The organism is Thermomonospora curvata DSM 43183, from assembly GCF_000024385.1.
Classification (GTDB): domain Bacteria; phylum Actinomycetota; class Actinomycetes; order Streptosporangiales; family Streptosporangiaceae; genus Thermomonospora; species Thermomonospora curvata.
Genome location: NC_013510.1, coordinates 2,166,841 through 2,183,756 on the forward strand (window position 1 = coordinate 2,166,841; position 16,916 = coordinate 2,183,756).

At 72.1% G+C, this 16,916-nt stretch carries 14 protein-coding genes; 5 read left to right on the forward strand and 9 right to left on the reverse strand.

Annotation, left to right across the window (positions count from 1 at the left end; translation table 11 throughout):
• Positions 1 to 29: 29 nt before the first annotated feature.
• From TCUR_RS09135 to TCUR_RS09175, 9 genes are all read right to left on the reverse strand, one after another.
• A complete protein-coding gene (locus TCUR_RS09135; RefSeq protein ID WP_041441382.1) occupies positions 30 to 932 on the reverse strand; it encodes a phosphorothioated DNA-binding restriction endonuclease in 903 nt (300 codons plus the stop codon).
• A 120-nt stretch (positions 933 to 1,052) separates the two neighbouring features.
• Positions 1,053 to 1,976: a type II secretion system F family protein gene (locus TCUR_RS09140; protein ID WP_012852207.1), complete on the reverse strand. Its 924-nt coding sequence runs from the start codon at positions 1,974 to 1,976 to the stop codon at positions 1,053 to 1,055.
• Between the two features lies 1 nt (position 1,977).
• Positions 1,978 to 3,960 carry a type II secretion system F family protein gene (locus tag TCUR_RS24845; RefSeq protein WP_012852208.1) on the reverse strand — a complete coding sequence of 661 codons (1,983 nt, stop codon included), beginning with the start codon at positions 3,958 to 3,960 and terminating at the stop codon, positions 1,978 to 1,980.
• The gene (locus tag TCUR_RS09150; protein WP_012852209.1) at positions 3,954 to 5,366 is read right to left on the reverse strand and encodes a TadA family conjugal transfer-associated ATPase; all 1,413 of its coding nucleotides are present in this window, start codon (positions 5,364 to 5,366) and stop codon (positions 3,954 to 3,956) included. Before TCUR_RS09150 ends, TCUR_RS24845 begins: the two co-directional genes overlap by 7 nt.
• Before the next feature lie 112 nt (positions 5,367 to 5,478).
• Positions 5,479 to 6,672 (reverse strand): CpaE/TadZ family protein, encoded by a 1,194-nt coding sequence (locus tag TCUR_RS09155; protein WP_012852210.1) that lies wholly within the window; start codon positions 6,670 to 6,672, stop codon positions 5,479 to 5,481.
• Positions 6,673 to 6,686: 14 nt separating this feature from the next.
• Positions 6,687 to 7,424: a Flp pilus assembly protein CpaB gene (cpaB, locus tag TCUR_RS09160; protein WP_012852211.1), complete on the reverse strand. Its 738-nt coding sequence runs from the start codon at positions 7,422 to 7,424 to the stop codon at positions 6,687 to 6,689.
• A gap of 25 nt (positions 7,425 to 7,449) precedes the next feature.
• A complete protein-coding gene (locus TCUR_RS09165; protein ID WP_169313010.1) occupies positions 7,450 to 8,535 on the reverse strand; it encodes a pilus assembly protein TadG-related protein in 1,086 nt (361 codons plus the stop codon).
• Between the two features lie 50 nt (positions 8,536 to 8,585).
• Positions 8,586 to 9,002: a TadE/TadG family type IV pilus assembly protein gene (locus tag TCUR_RS24850; protein WP_012852213.1), complete on the reverse strand. Its 417-nt coding sequence runs from the start codon at positions 9,000 to 9,002 to the stop codon at positions 8,586 to 8,588.
• 98 nt (positions 9,003 to 9,100) lie between these two features.
• A complete protein-coding gene (locus TCUR_RS09175) occupies positions 9,101 to 9,322 on the reverse strand; it encodes a Flp family type IVb pilin (protein WP_041439453.1) in 222 nt (73 codons plus the stop codon).
• A 417-nt stretch (positions 9,323 to 9,739) separates the two neighbouring features.
• On the opposite strand from TCUR_RS09175, the gene TCUR_RS09180 reads away from it, so the two are divergent.
• From TCUR_RS09180 to TCUR_RS09200, 5 genes are all read left to right on the forward strand, one after another.
• Positions 9,740 to 10,408 (forward strand): response regulator transcription factor, encoded by a 669-nt coding sequence (locus TCUR_RS09180; protein ID WP_012852215.1) that lies wholly within the window; start codon positions 9,740 to 9,742, stop codon positions 10,406 to 10,408.
• A 518-nt stretch (positions 10,409 to 10,926) separates the two neighbouring features.
• Entirely contained in the window at positions 10,927 to 12,081 is a 1,155-nt protein-coding gene (locus TCUR_RS09185) for a CaiB/BaiF CoA transferase family protein (RefSeq protein ID WP_012852216.1), read from the forward strand.
• 219 nt (positions 12,082 to 12,300) lie between these two features.
• Positions 12,301 to 13,509 (forward strand): acetyl-CoA C-acetyltransferase, encoded by a 1,209-nt coding sequence (locus tag TCUR_RS09190; protein WP_012852217.1) that lies wholly within the window; start codon positions 12,301 to 12,303, stop codon positions 13,507 to 13,509.
• Positions 13,510 to 13,857: 348 nt separating this feature from the next.
• The gene (locus TCUR_RS09195; protein WP_012852218.1) at positions 13,858 to 14,718 is read left to right on the forward strand and encodes an esterase/lipase family protein; all 861 of its coding nucleotides are present in this window, start codon (positions 13,858 to 13,860) and stop codon (positions 14,716 to 14,718) included.
• 380 nt (positions 14,719 to 15,098) lie between these two features.
• On the forward strand, positions 15,099 to 16,907 hold the full coding sequence (locus TCUR_RS09200; protein ID WP_012852219.1) for a carboxyl transferase domain-containing protein: 1,809 nt from the start codon (positions 15,099 to 15,101) through the stop codon (positions 16,905 to 16,907).
• The last annotated feature ends 9 nt before the right edge of the window (positions 16,908 to 16,916 follow it).

The following is a 16,916-nucleotide window of genomic DNA, read 5'->3' on the forward strand; positions in this document are numbered from 1 at the left end:
CCCGTATCCGATGTCCGGTGTACGGGTTTTCAGGCGGTGCGAGCGGGCCCCCGGAAAACCTGCCGGACATGCCAGTCGATGTTGTTGCGGTGCGGAGCGGGGAAACCGACCTTGGGTTGTGCGGCCTTGCGCCCGACCAGTGAGTCCACCAGCGCGTGCGACGATTCGGTGGTGCCCACGAACTGCCGGCTGACCAGGATGGTTCCGCTGCTGCTCAGGCTGAGCACCCCCCGGTCCAGCAGCCGGTGGTGCAGCGTGCACAGGCACAGGGCGTTGGACAGGTCGTCATAACCGTCGAACGCCCACCAGCGCAGCCGGGCGGCCTCCAGGCCCACCACGCTGTTGCCCATCCATCCTTCGAAACCGCAGAACGCGCAGCGGCAGTCGTAGGCGACCAGCACCTTCTGCCGCAGCAGCACGTCCGGCCGGGCCCGCGGCAGCAGGCCCTGGAGATTGGCGGCCAGCGTGACCGGCACCGGCGGCTCATGCGGCAGCCCGACCGCCATGCGCAGGTCCTCGTGCAGGCCGGGCTCGAAATTCAGTTGCAGCAGCAGATGCACGATCTGCGCGAACGCCGTCGGGTCGGCCAGCAATTCCTTGGCGAAACGGGGCACCAGCCGGCCGGCGGCGTCGTAGGCGCGCAGTGCGGCCGCGTCAGGCCCAGGGCTTCCGGTGCCGTGCGGGGTGAACACCTCCCACAGGCCGTCGGCGGCCAGCTGGTGAAAGGCGTACCCGGGGCTGGCCGGCTTGGCCGGGCCGAACTCGGTCAGCAGTTCGCCCAGCGGCTCTTCGATGTCCCGGTAACGAAGCTGGGTATAGCCGCGCCGGTGCAGGTCGCCGAGCGCCAGCAGCAGGAGCAGTGCACGGTGGGGATCGCGTTCGCCGCCACGGGTCCAGCGGCGCATGCGAGCCACTCTCTCGAACCACTCCATGACCAGCAGCATAAGGTGCTCATGGTGCGATACGGGAGATATTCTCCCAGGTGGGAGAGGGGGACTGCAGTGACAGGGGCGACGCGGGTTTGTCACCTGTCCGGATAGGGCGCACCGGTCTCACCGAAACAGCGGGCTTTCCATGATGCTCAAAACCCCCGGCCCGACGACGGTGATGATAAGAGCGGGGAGAATGCAGAGCACCACCGGGAACATGACTTTCACCGGGACCTTCTGCGCCATCTCCTCGGCGCGCTGACGTCTTTTGAGCCGCGCCTCCCGGGCCTGTTCGCGCAGCACCACACCGATCGACATCCCCAGCTCACTGGCCTGCACCAGGGCCGCGATGAACGTCCGCACCTCTTCCACGGCGACCCGCTCGCCCATCGACCGCAGCGCTTCGGTCCGGGACTTGCCGATCCTGATCTCCTGAAGCACCCGGGCCAGCTCCTCGGCCAGCGGCCCGCTGGTGTGCTGCGCCACCCGGGTGAGCGCGGCGTCGAAGCCGAGCCCGGCCTCCACGCTGACCACCAGCAGGTCCAGGGTGTCGGGCAGGGAGCGCTTCAGCTCCTCCTGGCGGCGCAGCCCGGCGTTGTAGAGCAGGATGTCGGGCAGGAAGAAACCGAACAGGGAGCCCAACGCCGCCCCCAGCAGGATCCCGGGCACGCTGCCGCTGCCGACCAGCGCGCCCGTCGCGCCCACCGCCAGCAGCCCGAGCCCCTTGTAGGACAGGATGCGCTCCGGCGTCCATGCGCCGGGATTGCCCGCCAGGTCCAGGCGGCGCTGCAGGCCCTCGACGCCGGTGCCGGGGCTGAGCGACTGGGCCAGCATCCGCAGCCGCCGCATCAAGGGCTCGGCGAGCCGCTCGTCCCGGGACGGCGGCGGGACCGTCCCGGTCGCCTTCCCGGCGTACTCGGTCTCGATCGAGTGCAGGGCGCCCGCGACGCCGGTGGGCCGGTCGCTCCGCCGCGGCGGGCTCAGCAGGAGGACGAGAGCCGCCGCGAGGGCGCCCATCCCGGCCAGCAGGGTGGCAACGCCCGTCATCTCAGACCTCCACCTTGACGACCTTGCTCAGCCACAGCCAGCCGAGCGCCACCAGGAACACCGCGAGGCAGATCATCCCTATGCCCATCGGCGTGGTGTACAACGGCCGCATGTAGTCCGGCCGTGACACCGTCAGCAGGCCGCCGGTGATGACCGGCAGGGCGATGAGCACATAGGCCGAGAGCCTGCCCTCGGCCGACAGGGCCCGGATCTGACGGCGCAGCCGGGTCCGCTCGCGCATCGTCTCGGCCGTGGTCTCGATGACCTCCGACAGGTTGCCGCCGACCTCCCGCTGGATCTGGATGGCCAGCACCACCCAGTGCAGGTCGCGGCAGTTCATCCGGTCGGCCACCGAACGCAGCGCGTCCTCGGTGGAGACCCCCAGCCTGGTCTGCGCCACGGCACGGGCCATCTCCTGGCCCATCGGCTGCAGCTCCAGCCCGGCCAGGCGCTCCACCGACTGGGCGACCGAAAAACCGGACCGCAGCGACCCGGCGACCAGCTGCAGCGCATCCGGCAGCTGGTCGGCGAACGCCGTCAGCCGCCGTTCGGCCCTGCCACGCAGATAGGCCCGGGTGGCGACCCAGGTGATCACGGCCACCGGAGGGGCGGCGAGGAGGACGTTGCCCACCAGCGGGGTCACCACCGCCGTCAGGCAGGCCCCGATGACGATCCGCAGCAGGGTCCACTCATGGGGACGCAGCAAGATTCCGGCCCGGTCCAGGTCCTGTGCCAGGCGCTGCGCCAGCCGGCCCGAGCCGGTGATCTTCATGCTGAGGGTGAGCGCGCCGCGCATCAGGGGGTTGCGCGCCCGGGACTCCTCGGCATCGGGCTCGGCGGGGGAGGGCCGCGCCCGCAGCCGGTAACGCTCGATCCGCACCGCCCATTCCGGCGGCTCCCTGCGGCCCAGACCTCCCACCACCAGGATGAGCAGCAGGATCGCGGCGAAACAGACGCCGAGCACCGCGGGCAGCGGCAGACCGGCCAGGGGACCGGCCGCGTCCGCCGGGGCCGTCCCCGCATGCCGGGGGGACGCGGAGGTCCGGCCGTGCGGCCCGGCGGTCCCGGCGGGAGAGGCCGCCGCGGACGCCGTGGCCTTGATCGCGGTGTCTCCGGCCCGGACCCGCACCTCCAGCCGCAGCGCGGTGCCCTGCAGCGACTGCGGCAGCGTGACCGTGATCCACATCGACTGGCGGAAGGAGGCCGCCGCGTCGGCGAACGCGGCGTTCAGCCGGCGGGGATCGGGCGAGGACAGCAGGCGGCCGCCGGAGTCGGCGGCCAGCTGCCGCAGCGTTCCCTCCGACGTCGCCGCCGTCTTGAAGGCCACCACGTCGGCCGCGATGCGGGTCCTCTTCAGCCGGGCCAGCACCTGGGCGAGCGTGCTCGTGCTGGCGGAGTCCTTGCCGTCCGACAGCACCACGAGCCGGCCCTCCGCGGCGTTGGCGCGCGCCAGCCGGTCCACCGCCGCGGACATCGCGTCATACAGGGCGGTCTCCCCGCCCGTCCGCATCCGGCCGAGGGCCTTGCGCAGGGACCGGCGGTCGGTGGTGGGATCGATCACGGGGCGTGTCGGCGTCCCGGTGGTGGTGAATCCCGCGGGCACGTCGGCGGGCAGCAGGTCGAGAAAGGCCACCGCCCCCGCCTTGGCGGCCGCAAGGTCGGCGGCGCTCATCGACCCGCTGGTGTCCAGCACCAGCATCACCGCCCGCGCGTTCCGCCCGCCGGGGGAGGGGCCGCCGGGGCGGGGCGAGCCGGGCGGTTCGGCCTTCGCCGGCAGGGTGCGTCCGGCGGCCGTCACCGTGACCGAATCGGGGTCCAGCGCCGCCTTCGGCGGCAGGCCGTGCGCGGTGAACAGGAACTGGACCCGGTTCGCCATCACCTCCAGGGCGCTGATCCGCCCGCCGGGCTCGGCGGCGCCCGCCGTCCCCGCGGGCAGCAGGAGCGCCAGGCCGCACAGCACCGCCAGCAGCCGCCCGGTCACCATGGCGGCCGGCCCATCGTCTGCCCGCCCCGGCCGATCTCGAAGATCTCGTTCGGGACGGTGATGCCCGCATCCAGCAGCCGTTCCAGGAAGCGGGGCCGCAGCCCGGTCGGCCGCAGCCTGCCCAGCGCCCGGCCGTCGGCGTCCACCCCCGCCCGCATGTCGAACAGGAACACGTCCTGCAGCGTGATGACCTCGCCTTCTAGGCCGGACACCTCGGTGACGTGGGTGATGCGCCGGGAGCCGTCCTTAAAGCGCGCCTGGTGGATGACCAGGTCGATGGCGGAGGCGATCTGCTCGCGGATCGCCCGCACCGGCAGGTCCATCCCCGACATCAGCACCATCGTCTCCAGCCGGGCCATGGCCTCCCGGGGCGCGTTGGCGTGCACCGTGGTCAGCGACCCGTCGTGGCCGGTGTTCATGGCCTGCAGCATGTCCAGGGCCGCCCCGTCGCGGACCTCGCCCACCACGATCCGGTCCGGGCGCATCCGCAGCGCGTTGCGCACCAGGTCGCGGATGGTCACCTCGCCGCGGCCCTCGATGTTGGGGGGACGGGACTCCAGCCGCAGCACGTGCTCTTGGCGCAGCTGCAGCTCGGCGGAGTCCTCGATGGTCACGATGCGCTCATCGGGCGGAATGAAGGAGCTGAGCACATTGAGGGTGGTGGTCTTGCCCGAGCCGGTGCCGCCGCTGATCAGAATGTTCAGCCGGCCCCGCACGCAGGCCGCCAGCAGGTCGGCCACCTGCGGGGTGAGGGTGCCGAAGTCCACCAGGTCGTGCACGGTGAACGGGTCGGCGGCGAACTTGCGGATGGTCAGCAGCGACCCGTCCAGCGCCACCGGCGGCACCACCGCGTTGACCCGGCTGCCGTCCGGCAGCCGGGCGTCCACCATGGGGCTGGACTCGTCGATCCGCCGCCCCACCCGGGCCACGATCTTGTCGATGGTGCGGCGCAGGCTGCCCTCGCCCGCGAACGCCCCCGCGGCCAGCTCCAGCCTGCCGTTGCGCTCCACGTAGATCTGGCCCGGGCCGTTGACCATGATCTCGGTGACCTCGGGGTCGTTGAGGTAGGGCTCCAGCGGCCCCAGCCCCATCACCTCGTCGAAGATCTCCTGGCTGAGCCGGGCCCGGTCGGCCGCCGTCATCGGGGTGTCCTCTTGCTCCAGCACCATCTGCAGGGTGCTGCGGACCCGGTTCTCCAGCTCGCCCGCGCTGAGGTTGACGTCGTACATGCGCGGGCCGAGCGCCTCCACCAGCGCCTGGTGGACCCGGCGCTTGAGCCCGGCGAACGGGTCCAGCGGACGGGTCGAGCGGCGGTGGGGCGTGTGGACCAGCGCGGTGGTCGGCTCCGCGGCCGGCTGCTCGGCCTCCCGCTGCAGCCGGGCCAGCCGTTCACTCAGGCTGCTCATGCGTGCTCCCCGCATGTCCCCGGTGCCAGGGCACCGGCTCTCGTCGTCGCGTACTCACCTCGGCCCGCCTGCGACGGGCCGCAAGACGCGGCCTCGTTCCGCGGTTTGCGGCTCACCGGCCCGCCTTCGCCCGGCGCAGCCCGCCCCGGCGGCGCAGCCGTCCCGGCGGCCGCCGCTCCTCGCCGAGCACCAGGTCGGCCACCTCCTCGATGGCGCGGCTGACCTGGTGGCCGGGGTGGGACAGGGCCAGCGGGACGCCCTTGTTGATCGAGGCCGGGATGTCGGAACTGGACGGGATGCGCACGTTGACCGGGCGTCCGGCCACCCGGTCGATGTCCGAGCGCGACAGCCCGGCCCGCACGTCGGCCCGGTTGAGCAGGATCTTGCGGCCGGCCGCCGGGTAGCCCAGCAGGTCCAGCATGTCCAGCGTCACCCGCAGCGCCTTCAGGGCGGTGACCTCGGGGCCGGCCAGCAGCAGATGCCGGTCGGCGGCGTCCAGGGCGGCCAGCACCGTCTCGCTGAACTGGGAAGGGGTGTCCACGATCACCACGTCGAACATCTGCCGCAGCACCGCCAGCAGATCGGTCACCAGCCGGCCGGTGATCTTCTCGGCGTCGCCGGGGGCGACCGGCGCCAGCACCGCGTGCACTCCCGACTCGTGCCGCACCAGCAGGGAGCGCACCCCGGTCTGGTCCATGTTCTGGCCCATGGGCACCGCGTCGACGATCGTGCGCTGCGGGCTGAGCTGCAGCATGATCCCCACGTCGCCGAACGCCAGGTCCAGATCCACCAGGCACACCTGGCGTTCCCGGCGCGCCAGCGCGACCGCCAGATTGGTGGAGACCATCGACTTGCCGCAGCCGCCCTTGCCGGCGAACAGCACCACCACCGTGCCGTCCTTGCCGGGGCCGGCGGCGCCGCCCTCCGGCAGCTGGGCCTGCTCGGCGGCCCGCAGCCGGGAGGAGACCTCCCAGCAGCGCTTGCACGCCTCCATCAGGGCGGGAAAGTCCCGGTCGGGCACCACCTCGCGGATTCCCGCGCGCATCGCCTGGGCGAGCGTGTTGACCTCCAGGGCGGTGCGCACCAGCACGACCCCGAGCGAGGGGCGGGTGAAGCGGCGGGCCGCGGCGAAGCTCAGCACCGCCTCCAGCGGCGCGCCGGGCCCGAACACCACGATCAGCTCGTCGGGGTCGGCCGCCAGCATCTGCTCCAGCGTCTTCAGATCCGCGACGGTGCGGCCGTGCTCGCGGAAGCCGGCGACCAGCCGCCGTGCGGTGCTCCCGTCGGGTTCGCAGACGATCGGCATCACACCCCCCGGCTTTATTTGAAGACCTTGAAGCTGCTGACCCCGGACCCGCTCTCCGACAGCTCCGAGGATCCGCCCTCCAGCCCGAGGTAAAGGCGCCCGCCGCCCGTCCCGGAGACGCTCCAGACCAGCTTTTCGGCCTGCCGCTGGGTGACGGCCAAGGTGACCAGGCTGGAACCTTCGGTCTTGGCCGCCGACTTGTCCTTGGGAGCCGGACCGATCCACAGCACGTCGATGCCGGACATCAGCAGCCTGGTCTCGGTCAGCTCTCCCCGGGGCCGGCCGTTCGAGTCGAGGATCCTGCGGGTCAGGAAGACCGCCACCTTGGAGCCGGGCACCACGTGCCCGGCCACCCGCTGCGGGTCGGTCAGCTCCACCGTCAGCGCGATCTTGCCTTCTGGGACGGTGAAGGTCTGGCTGGAGCCGCGCGGCACCAGCAGCGGCTTGCGGATCAGCTCGCCGGGCCGGACGGGCGATCCGGTCACCATGTCGCTGTCGACGTCCTCGATCCGGCTCAGCACGTCGTCGGGCACGCTGGAGGCCGGGAACTTCCGGGTCACCGCGTACCCGTCGGCCACCAGACGGGTGATCGCGGTACCCGCCGGAATCGCCTTGGCGGCCACCAGCACGTTCACCGCGCGCTGGCCGCGCAGCGCGCGCTCGTCGGCGCCGTGGACGTATCCGTACACCATCAGGCTGCCCAGCCCGGCCAGTGCCACGGCGACCACGATGGTGATCAGGCGGCGATTCACGGTGTCCCCATTCCTGCTGTCTGTTTCATCCGATCAGTTGGATGGCCTGCAGTCCGTAGCCGTCTCCCGGTCCCACGGCGCCGACCAGCGTGCCTTTGGTGAAAAAACCGATGAGGCACGGTTGCGGGGTTTCCGCGTCCGCCATGTCGCAGTCGCTTCCGGTGCTCCAGGAGTTCTGGAAGTCATGCGGGCCGAACCAGTAGCCGGTCGGCAGGAAATAGGCGAAGCCCACGATGTGGTAGGCGTTTCCCCCGCCGCTTTCGGCGGCCGGTTCGTAGACGGGAAGCACCAGCGGCTCACGGTTCTCGCTGAAGAGGGCGTCCAGCGTCAGCTCCCGGCCGTCCACCCGGCAGGCCGCCGCCCAGCCGGGGGTGATCTCACTGCCCGGCTGGGCGGTGCCGGCCTCCAGTTTCTGGAAGCAGTCGTCTCCGGAGGCGCCGAGCCAGGCGAAGACGGAGTCGTCCTCTGGCGGCGAGGATCCCTCCGCGGCGCACAGTCCCCGGTGAACCCCGGTCTCCCCGGCGGGATCGGGGGTGCCCGCCTTGATCTGCTCCAGCGGCACGAACGCGGGGGCGGGCGACCCTTCGAAGACGCATGAGTGGACGCCGAGCCTGAAGGCCCGGGGATGGGCCGACAACGCTCCCCAGGCGGCACGGGCACAGGCCATCGCCCTGGTGCCCTGGTAACTCTCGCCCAGCAGCGCGCTGCCGAAGGTCGCCGGCAGCAGTGTGCTGCCGTCCTCGGTCTCGGTGCTCGTCCGGATCTCCACGAAGTTCCCGCTGCTCGGCCTGGGGCCGACGCACCGGGTGAGCTGGGTGTCGTCGTAGGGGCAGGTCATCGGCGTCACTCCGGCGACGCGGAGGCAGCGCAACGTCGTCTGGGCGGCTCCGTCCCTGGCGTTGGCCCGGGCCGCCGCGGCGGCCGCGCTCAGCAGGTCGCTCGGGTCGCACCGCTCGTCTTGGGCGCATCCGCGCGCCGCGGCCAGGGCGGCGGAGTCGGCGCCGTTCTGCAGTTCTTCGCGCTCGATGTAGAGCCGGCCGATGTCCACGACCAAAGCCAGCATTCCGACCACGATGAGACTGCTCAGCAGCAGGGCGAAGAGGGTGGTCACGGCCCCTTCGTCCCGCTGCGGCGGCGGGATCCGGCCCGGCACGGGGAGTTTCAGCTGGGGCACTGCATGACCGCCTGTCCGGTCAGTTCCCGGGAAAAGAGCGTCCCCTCGAAGCGGTAGGTGGCGGTGGCCCTGGCCACCGTGGCCGTCCCGGTGCAGGGCTGGATCCACTCCGGGCTGGCCACGGTCAGCCCGCCCAGCGCGGTCGTCATGATGTCGGCCGCCGCCGTCTTGGGGTCGGCGGGCGGCTGGGTCAGCACCGCGGTCCGCACGCCCTGCCGGACGGCCTCGTTGATCCGCAACTGCGCGTTGAAGGCCCGGCCGAAGTCGATGATCATGAAGATGAGCATCAGCATGATCGGCAGGAGGAACGCCATCTCCACGGTGACGGCGCCCCGGTCGGTCCGGGCGGGCGCCGCCTGTACCGCTCGGCGCGGGGCTTCGCGCACCGGGTACCGGATCGACATGGTCGTTTCGTCCTCAACAGATCAGCCGCGACGAGGGAACCAGCGGCCGCGGGGCGGGGCGGCGCAGGCCGTCCCGCCCCGCGGCCGGCGGCCCGGAGTCAGGAGCGGGCGTTGTTGAGGGCGTCGGCCGCGGCCTGGAAGGCGTTCTGAACGGCGTCCCGGAGCGGCCCGAAGGCGACGGCGGCGATGGTGACCGCGAGCGCGACCATCAGCCCGTACTCGACGGCCGTCACCCCCTCCTCGCCGCGGTCGCGCAGCCGTGAACCGCTCAGCCGGGAAAAGTCCAGCGTCTGGATGCGCGCGGCAAGCGCCGTTATCATTCTGTTAAACACGGGTATAGCCCCCTCCGAGCTGGGAACGGTCCGATCCGGCCCCCGCACCGGCCGGGCGGCGACGTTCGCCTGCGCCGATCAGAGTGATGAGCGCGGCGACCGCGCGTTAAGCCGCCTTTCGGGTCGAAAAAACTGGCCGCCCGGGTGACATGTCATCCGTTCGGACGACATGCGGCCCAAGAAGCGCATGTCGAGCGGCATGATCGCTTTGCAGGGCTGTCAGAACGGATGGTGACTTTGAGTCTCCTTTTGCCTTACTTCTGCGGATAGAACCCTGTTGCCAGTGGTAAACCTGGGCTTGCTGTGATCCGTCACACTTGTCAGAGTCTCGCTCTCCGAGCGATCGGGAAGTGATCGCGAGTCTGCAGGCCGGATTCCAGCCCGATCGCACCCTGGGAGGTCCCGATGGGCATTCGGGTCGTGGTCGTCGACGCCCATACGCTCAGCCGCCATGGCCTGGCGCAGCTCGCCGAACGCGAGCCGGACATCGACTTCGCCGGAGGGGCGGGGACCCTGGCGCAGGCCGCCGCGCGGGTCGCCGCCTGCTCGCCGGACGTGGTCGTGGTGTCCACCAGGCTGCCGGACGGGGACGGGCTGGACCTGGTCCGCACGCTGCGCACCCGCGACCGGGAACTGGGCGCGGTGGTGCTGGGGCCGCCCGAGGACGACGAGGCGCTGTTTCGCGCCATGGAGGCCGAGGCGTCGGCCTACGTGACCACCTCCGCCCCGGCCGCCGAGGTCGTGGCGGCCATCCGGCACGCCGCGGTCGCCCCCGGTTCCTTCACCTCCGCCGGCCTGGCCCAGGCCCTGGCCCGCCGCCGCACCGGCGAACTGCTGAGCCCGCGCGAACGCCAGGTGCTGGCCCTGCTGATGGAGGGCCGCTCCATCGCCGCGATCGCCGACAGCATGCACCTGAGCCATTCGACGGCCAAGACCTATGCGGCCCGCCTGTATGAGAAGCTCGGCGCCGCCAACCGCACCCAGGCGGTGATGACCGCCCTGCGCCTCGGCCTGATCAAACAGGACTCCCTGGTCCCCCCGCCCCGGCTGCCGGAGACCGCCCGCTTCCGCTGAGGTCCTGCGGATCCGCGGCGCGAGGGGGCCTTGACCTCCTGCGCCGCTCAGTGAACCTTTTCAGCACGACGTTCCCGCAGGCGGGGCCTCGGGGTCAGGGATGATGCCGTGACCGGCAATGTCATGACCCCGGATACCGCTCTGACTCCCGTATTCGGTGCCCGGGACCACGTGTTGAACAAGGTTCAGTGCTGCTGAGGCGATCTGCCGCGGCGCAGTACCGGGCGTCTTGTCCTCTGTGCTGCAAAGAGCGCGATTCCCAGCGGCCCGGAGCGTCCGTTCCCGCCACGCCCGTCTTGGAAAGGCCTCCTGAATGAGGAGGCCGGTGCTCGGGCGCCGCGGTTTTCCGCCGCCTGGTTTTGAGCGTCGCCGGGGGACGCCCGGTGCCCTGCCGATGCCGGGCCCGTCCGGTCGGGGCGGTCAGGCATTGCTTACCGAGGTCGGGCAGACTAGGGGGCGCCGAACGCGGTTCTGTCGAGCCGCCGGCACAGTGCCCAACGGTGTGAAAGGGGTCGTGGATGAGCGAGTCGAAGCAGGGGCCGTTGACGGGCATCCGGGTGATCGAGCTGGCCGGGATCGGACCGGGGCCCTTTGCGGCCATGCTGCTGGCCGACCTGGGAGCCGAGGTGATCCGGGTGGACCGGGCCTCGGCGGTGAGCGGGGCCGGGCAGGCGACCACCGACTTCACCAACCGCGGCAAGCGCTCCATCGCCGTCGACCTCAAGAGCGAAAAGGGCAAGCAGGTCGTGCTGCGCCTGGTGGAGAAGGCCGACGTGCTGCTGGAGGGCTTCCGGCCGGGCGTGACCGAGCGGCTGGGGCTGGGCCCCGACGACTGCCTGGCCGTCAACCCCAAGCTGGTGTACGGGCGGATGACCGGCTGGGGGCAGCACGGGCGGCTGTCGCAGAGCGCCGGGCACGACATCGGCTACATCGCCATCACCGGGGCGCTGCACGCCATCGGCCGGGCCGGCGGGCCGCCGCAGGTGCCGATGAACCTGCTGGGCGACTTCGCCGGCGGCAGCATGTACCTGGTGGTGGGGGTGCTGGCGGCGCTGCTGGAGGCCCGCATCAGCGGACGCGGCCAGGTGGTGGACGCGGCGATCGTGGACGGCACCGCGCACCTGACCACCTTCATCCACGCCTTCCTGGCCGGCGGGATGTGGACCGACGAGCGCGGGGTGAACATGCTCGACACCGGCGCCCCCTGGTACGACGTGTATGAGACCGCCGACGGCAAGTACGTGGCCGTCGGCGCGATCGAGCCGCAGTTCTACGCCGAGTTCCTGCGGCGGCTGGGCATCGAGGACGCCGACGAGCTGCCCGCCCAGCACGACCGGGCCGGCTGGCCGGTGCTGCGCAAGCGGTTCGCCGAGGCGTTCAAGACCAAGACCCGCGACGAGTGGGCCGAGATCTTCCTGCCCGGCGACGCCTGCGTGGCGCCGGTGCTGTCGCTGAAGGAGGCGGCCGAGCACCCCTACAACACCGAGCGCGAGGTCTTCGTCGAGCGGGACGGGCACCTGCAGCCGGCGCCCGCGCCGCGCTTCTCCCGCACCCCGGGCGCCATCTCCGGCTCGCCCGCCCTGCCCGGCCAGCACACCCGCCAGGTGCTGGAGGAGTTCGGCTTCACCGACGTGGACGAGCTGCTGGCCGAAGGGGCCGTCGCCCAGGGCTGACCGCCCCGGCAGGAGCGGCTCTCCGCCGGGCGCCCGCGTCCGCCCCGCGGGCCCGGCGGGACGCCCCCAAGGAGCCGGGCGGGCCTTCCGGCTGGGCTTTTGGACCAAGTGCCGGGGGCGTGGAATGGGCGGGCGGACAACCCGCGCCCCCGGGCCTCGGCGCGGCCCGGGGCATGCGGCACACTCTGGAAATCGCTGATCGGTTCTGGAGGTCGCCGTATGCGTGAGGTCGTGATCTGCTCGCCCGTCCGCACCCCCGTCGGCAGGTTCGGCGGGGCGCTTCGGGACGTCCCGCCGCAGCGGCTGGCCGCCACGGTCATCGCCGAGCTGCTCAAGCGCACCGGCGCCGACCGGATCGACGAGGTGATCCTCGGCCAGTGCTACCCCAACGGGGAGGCCCCCGCCATCGGCCGGGTGGCGGCCCTGGACGCCGGGCTGCCGGTGGAGGTCCCCGGCAGCCAGATCGACCGGCGCTGCGGCTCGGGCCTGCAGGCGGTCATCAACGCCGTGCTCATGGTGCAGTCGGGGGCCTGCCAGACCGTCATCGCCGGCGGTGTGGAGAGCATGAGCCAGGTGGAGTACTACGCCACCGGGCTGCGCTGGGGCCGCCCCGGCGCGGAGATCAAGCTGATGGACCGGCTGGACCGGGCGCGCGTCACCCCCGGCGGCGAGCACCACCCGGTGCCCGGCGGGATGCTGGAGACCGCCGAGAACGTCCGGGCCAAATACGGCATTCCCCGCGCCGAGCAGGACGAGCTGGCGCTGCGCTCCCACCAGCGGGCGGTGGCCGCCCAGCGGGAGGGACGCTTCGATGCGGAGATCGTCCCGGTGGAGGTGCCCGGCCGCAAGGAGACCGTCGTGGTGGACCGCGACGAGCACCCGCGCGCCGACACCACCCTGGAGAAGCTGGCCGCGCTGCGCCCGGTGCGGGCCGCGGTGGACCCCGGGGCCACGGTCACCGCGGGCAACGCCAGCGGCCAGAACGACGGCGCCGCGGTCTGCCTGGTGACCACCCGCCAGGAGGCCGACCGGCTCGGGCTGACCGTGCGCGCCCGCCTGGTGTCGTGGGCGGTGGCCGGGGTGCCGCCGGAGCTGATGGGGCTGGGGCCGGTGCCGGCCACCGCGCGCGCCCTGGAGCAGGCCGGCCTGACCCTGGCGGACATGGACCTGATCGAGCTGAACGAGGCGTTCGCCGCCCAGGTGCTCGGCGTCACCCGCGAGTGGGGGTTCGGCGCGGGCGACTTCGAGCGGCTCAACGTCAACGGTTCGGGCATCTCGCTGGGCCACCCGGTGGGCGCCACCGGCTGCCGCATCCTGGCCACCCTCATGTATGAGATGGAGCGCCGCCAGGCCCGCTACGGCCTGGAGACGATGTGCATCGGCGGCGGGCAGGGCCTGGCCGCGGTGTTCGAGCGCGTGCCCGCCTGAGCCCGCCCTTTCCGGGACGCCTTTTGAGGACGGGGTGATTCCCGCAAGGCGTCCGGATGGCGCGAAGACGGTGGCGTGCCACCCGGGTGATGTGCAAGGGCGGCGGGCGTTTCGGCCCGCCGCCCGGCCGTATCCGGGCAGGGAGCTTTCGGTGCGGGTGGAGAGAAGCAATTGTCAGCCGGGTGACAAGTGCCCGCCGGTTTTGGCTCCGATGCTGACAAGACAGCCGTTCCCGCGATTGTAATAACTTACTTATTGAGTATTTCGGCGCTGCTCTAACCAACCCCACGGCTCCTTTCCGCGGGCGGACCACCGCCCCTTCCACCCCCGGCCCGTAAAGGAGAACGAATGCGCCGCCGCAGAATGCGCGCCTGGAGCGCCCTGGCCGCCTCGGCCGTCACCGCCGCCGCGATGCTCCTGGCGGCGCCCGGCACCGCCCACGCCGACACCTCCCCGCCCGGCGCCAACGACTGGACCTGCAAGCCCACCCCGCAGCGGCCCCGCCCCGTGGTGCTGGTCCACGGAACGTTCGAGAACATGGCGTTCAACTGGCAGTGGCTGTCGCCGGTGCTCAAACGCCACGGCTACTGCGTCTTCGCCCTCAACTACGGCGGCAAGACCCCCGAGTCCCCCATCCAGGGGACCGAGGACATCCCCACCTCCGCCGGGCAGCTGGCCGCCTTCGTCGACGCCGTGCTGAAAGCCACCGGGGCCGCCGAGGTCGACATCATCGGGCACTCCCAGGGCGGCATGATGCCCCGCTACTACGTGCGCTTTCTGGGCGGCGCCGACAAGGTCCACCACCTGATCGGGCTGGCGCCGTCCAACTACGGCACCACCTTCTGGGGCCTGGTCGTCGAAGGCGGCCTGATGCGGCTGACCGAGCTGGCGGTGCGGCTGGCACCGGCCGTCGGCCAGCAGATCGAGGGTTCACAGTTCCTGCGCAAGCTCAACGACGGCGGCGACACCGTGCCCGGCGTCGTCTACACCGTCATCGCCAGCAGGTACGACGAGGTGGTGACCCCCTACACCAACTCCTTCCTCAAGGACGGGCGGGCCCGCAACCTCACCATCCAGGACCTGTGCCCGCTCAACCCCGTCGAGCACCTGGCCATCATCTGGGACAAGCCCACCCAGCTGGTCATCCTCAACACGCTGGCCGGGCTGGATCCCCGCACCCCTGTGGAGTGCGCCTTCCCCAGGCCGTGACTTCGAGCAGGCCCCGGGGCTCGCCTCCGGCCCCGGGGCTCGTCACCCTCCCGGCCCGTCGGCGGGCCTTGGCGTGATTTCCGCGGGCGGCAGGCCGGGGGATGCGGCCGTGAGCACCGGCGGGCCTCCCGCGGGCGCACGCCGTAAAGAACTCACCGGCCGTGCTTAGAACTGCGGCATCACCGGTCGCCCATGCGGCGCCGGCGGGATCGGCCGGATCGTCGCCGTGGCCCGTGCGTTCCCCTCGGCTCGCCGTTTCGGCTTTGCAGCGACGCGCCCCGTCCGGCCGCTTTCGGACGGGACCGAGTATCGTCCGCATTCCCCCGGAACATCGGGTTGCAGGTCGCTTTGCGGCAAACCGGCGGCGAAGGAGCGTGAGCGTGGCAGAAGTCCAGGTCACCGCGCCGATGCACGGCACGGTCGAGAGCGTGGAGGCGAAAGAGGGGCAGGCCGTGGCGGCGGGCGGCCCGCTGGTGGTGCTGGAGGCGATGAAGATGCAGCACGTCGTCGAGGCGCCCACCGCCGGGATCGTGCGCCGGCTGCCGGTCGCGCCCGGCGACACCGTCGCCGAGGGCGACCCGGTCGCCTACCTGGAGCCCGCCGCCGTCGAGGAGCAGGCGCCCGCCGCCGAGGACGGGCGGCCGGACGGCACGGCGGAGGAGGAGATCAGGGAGGACCTCGCCGAGGTGATCCGGCGGCACGAGATCGGCCTGGACGCCGCCCGGCCCCAGGCCGTGGCCCGCCGGCGCGCCACCGGCCGGCGCACCGCCCGCGAGAACATCGCCGACCTGTGCGATCCGGGCACCTTCACCGAGTACGGCGCGCTGGTCATCGCCGCGCAGCGGCGCCGCCGCCCCGTCGAAGAGCTGATCGAGCGCACCCCCGCCGACGGCCTGGTGGCCGGGATCGGCGAGATCAACGGCCGCCAGGCGGTGGTCATGTCGTATGACTACATGGTCCTGGCCGGCACCCAGGGGGCGATGAACCATCTCAAAAAAGACCGCATGTTCGAGCTGGCGGCCCGGCGGCGCCTGCCGGTGGTGCTGTTCGCCGAGGGCGGCGGCGGACGGCCGGGCGACACCGACACCCCCACCGTCTCCGGCCTGGACACCATGGCCTTCCACCTGTTCGCCCGGCTCAGCGGGCAGGTGCCGCTGGTGGGCATCGCCGCCGGGCGCTGCTTCGCCGGCAACGCCGCCCTGCTGGGCTGCTGCGATGTGGTCATCGCCACCGCCGACGCCAACATCGGCATGGGCGGCCCGGCGATGATCGAAGGCGGCGGGCTCGGCAGCTACACCCCCGAGCAGATCGGCCCGATCTCGGTGCAGGTCCCCAACGGGGTGGTGGACCTGCCGGTCGCCGACGAGGCCGAGGCGGTCGCGGTGGCCCGCCGCTACCTGTCCTACTTCCAGGGCCCGGCACCGCAGTGGGACGCGCCGGACCAGCGGCGGCTGCGGTCCCTGATCCCGCAGGACCGCCGCCGCGTCTACGACGTGCGGGCGGTGATCGAAACCCTCGCCGACACCGGCTCGGTGCTGGAGCTGCGCAAAGGGTTCGGCGCCGGGATCATCACCGCGCTGGTGCGCATCGAGGGCCGCCCCTACGGGCTGATCGCCAACAACCCCGCCCACCTGGGCGGCGCCATCGACCGGGACGCCGCCGACAAGGCCGCCCGCTTCCTGCAGCTGTGCGACGCCCACGGCCTGCCGGTGGTGTCGTTGTGCGACACCCCCGGCTTCATGGTCGGCCCGGACGCCGAGCAGACCGCCACCGTGCGGCATTTCTCCCGCCTGTTCGTGACCGGCGCGCACCTGCGGGTGCCGATCTGCATGGTGATCTTGCGCAAGGCCTATGGGCTGGGCGCCCAGGCGATGGCCGGCGGCAGCCTGCGGGTGCCGCTGGCCACGGTGGCCTGGCCGACCGGGGAACTGGGCGGCATGGGGTTGGAAGGGGCGGTCCGGCTGGGGTTCCGCCGGGAACTTGAGGCGATCGCCGACCCGGCCGAGCGGCAGGCGACCTTCGATGCGCTGGTGGCGGCCGCCTACGAGCAGGGCAAGGCGCTGAACGCGGCCACCGTCTTCGAAATCGACGACGTGATCGACCCGGCCGACACCCGGCGCTGGATCACCACAGCCCTGCGCGACGTCCCCCTGGAGTCCGCCCGCCGCGCCTTCATCGACACCTGGTGACGCATCCCC

Coding starts and splice junctions, on each gene's coding strand:
- TCUR_RS09155 (WP_012852210.1), bottom strand. CDS start 6,672: ATGCCGATCGTCTGCGAACCCGACGGGAGCACCGCACGGCGGCTGGTC.
- TCUR_RS24845 (WP_012852208.1), bottom strand. CDS start 3,960: ATGGTGACCGGGCGGCTGCTGGCGGTGCTGTGCGGCCTGGCGCTCCTG.
- TCUR_RS09140 (WP_012852207.1), bottom strand. CDS start 1,976: ATGACGGGCGTTGCCACCCTGCTGGCCGGGATGGGCGCCCTCGCGGCG.
- TCUR_RS09195 (WP_012852218.1), top strand. CDS start 13,858: ATGCGCCGCCGCAGAATGCGCGCCTGGAGCGCCCTGGCCGCCTCGGCC.
- TCUR_RS09135 (WP_041441382.1), bottom strand. CDS start 932: ATGGAGTGGTTCGAGAGAGTGGCTCGCATGCGCCGCTGGACCCGTGGC.
- TCUR_RS09175 (WP_041439453.1), bottom strand. CDS start 9,322: ATGATAACGGCGCTTGCCGCGCGCATCCAGACGCTGGACTTTTCCCGG.
- TCUR_RS09190 (WP_012852217.1), top strand. CDS start 12,301: ATGCGTGAGGTCGTGATCTGCTCGCCCGTCCGCACCCCCGTCGGCAGG.
- TCUR_RS09180 (WP_012852215.1), top strand. CDS start 9,740: ATGGGCATTCGGGTCGTGGTCGTCGACGCCCATACGCTCAGCCGCCAT.
- TCUR_RS09185 (WP_012852216.1), top strand. CDS start 10,927: ATGAGCGAGTCGAAGCAGGGGCCGTTGACGGGCATCCGGGTGATCGAG.
- TCUR_RS24850 (WP_012852213.1), bottom strand. CDS start 9,002: ATGTCGATCCGGTACCCGGTGCGCGAAGCCCCGCGCCGAGCGGTACAG.
- TCUR_RS09150 (WP_012852209.1), bottom strand. CDS start 5,366: ATGAGCAGCCTGAGTGAACGGCTGGCCCGGCTGCAGCGGGAGGCCGAG.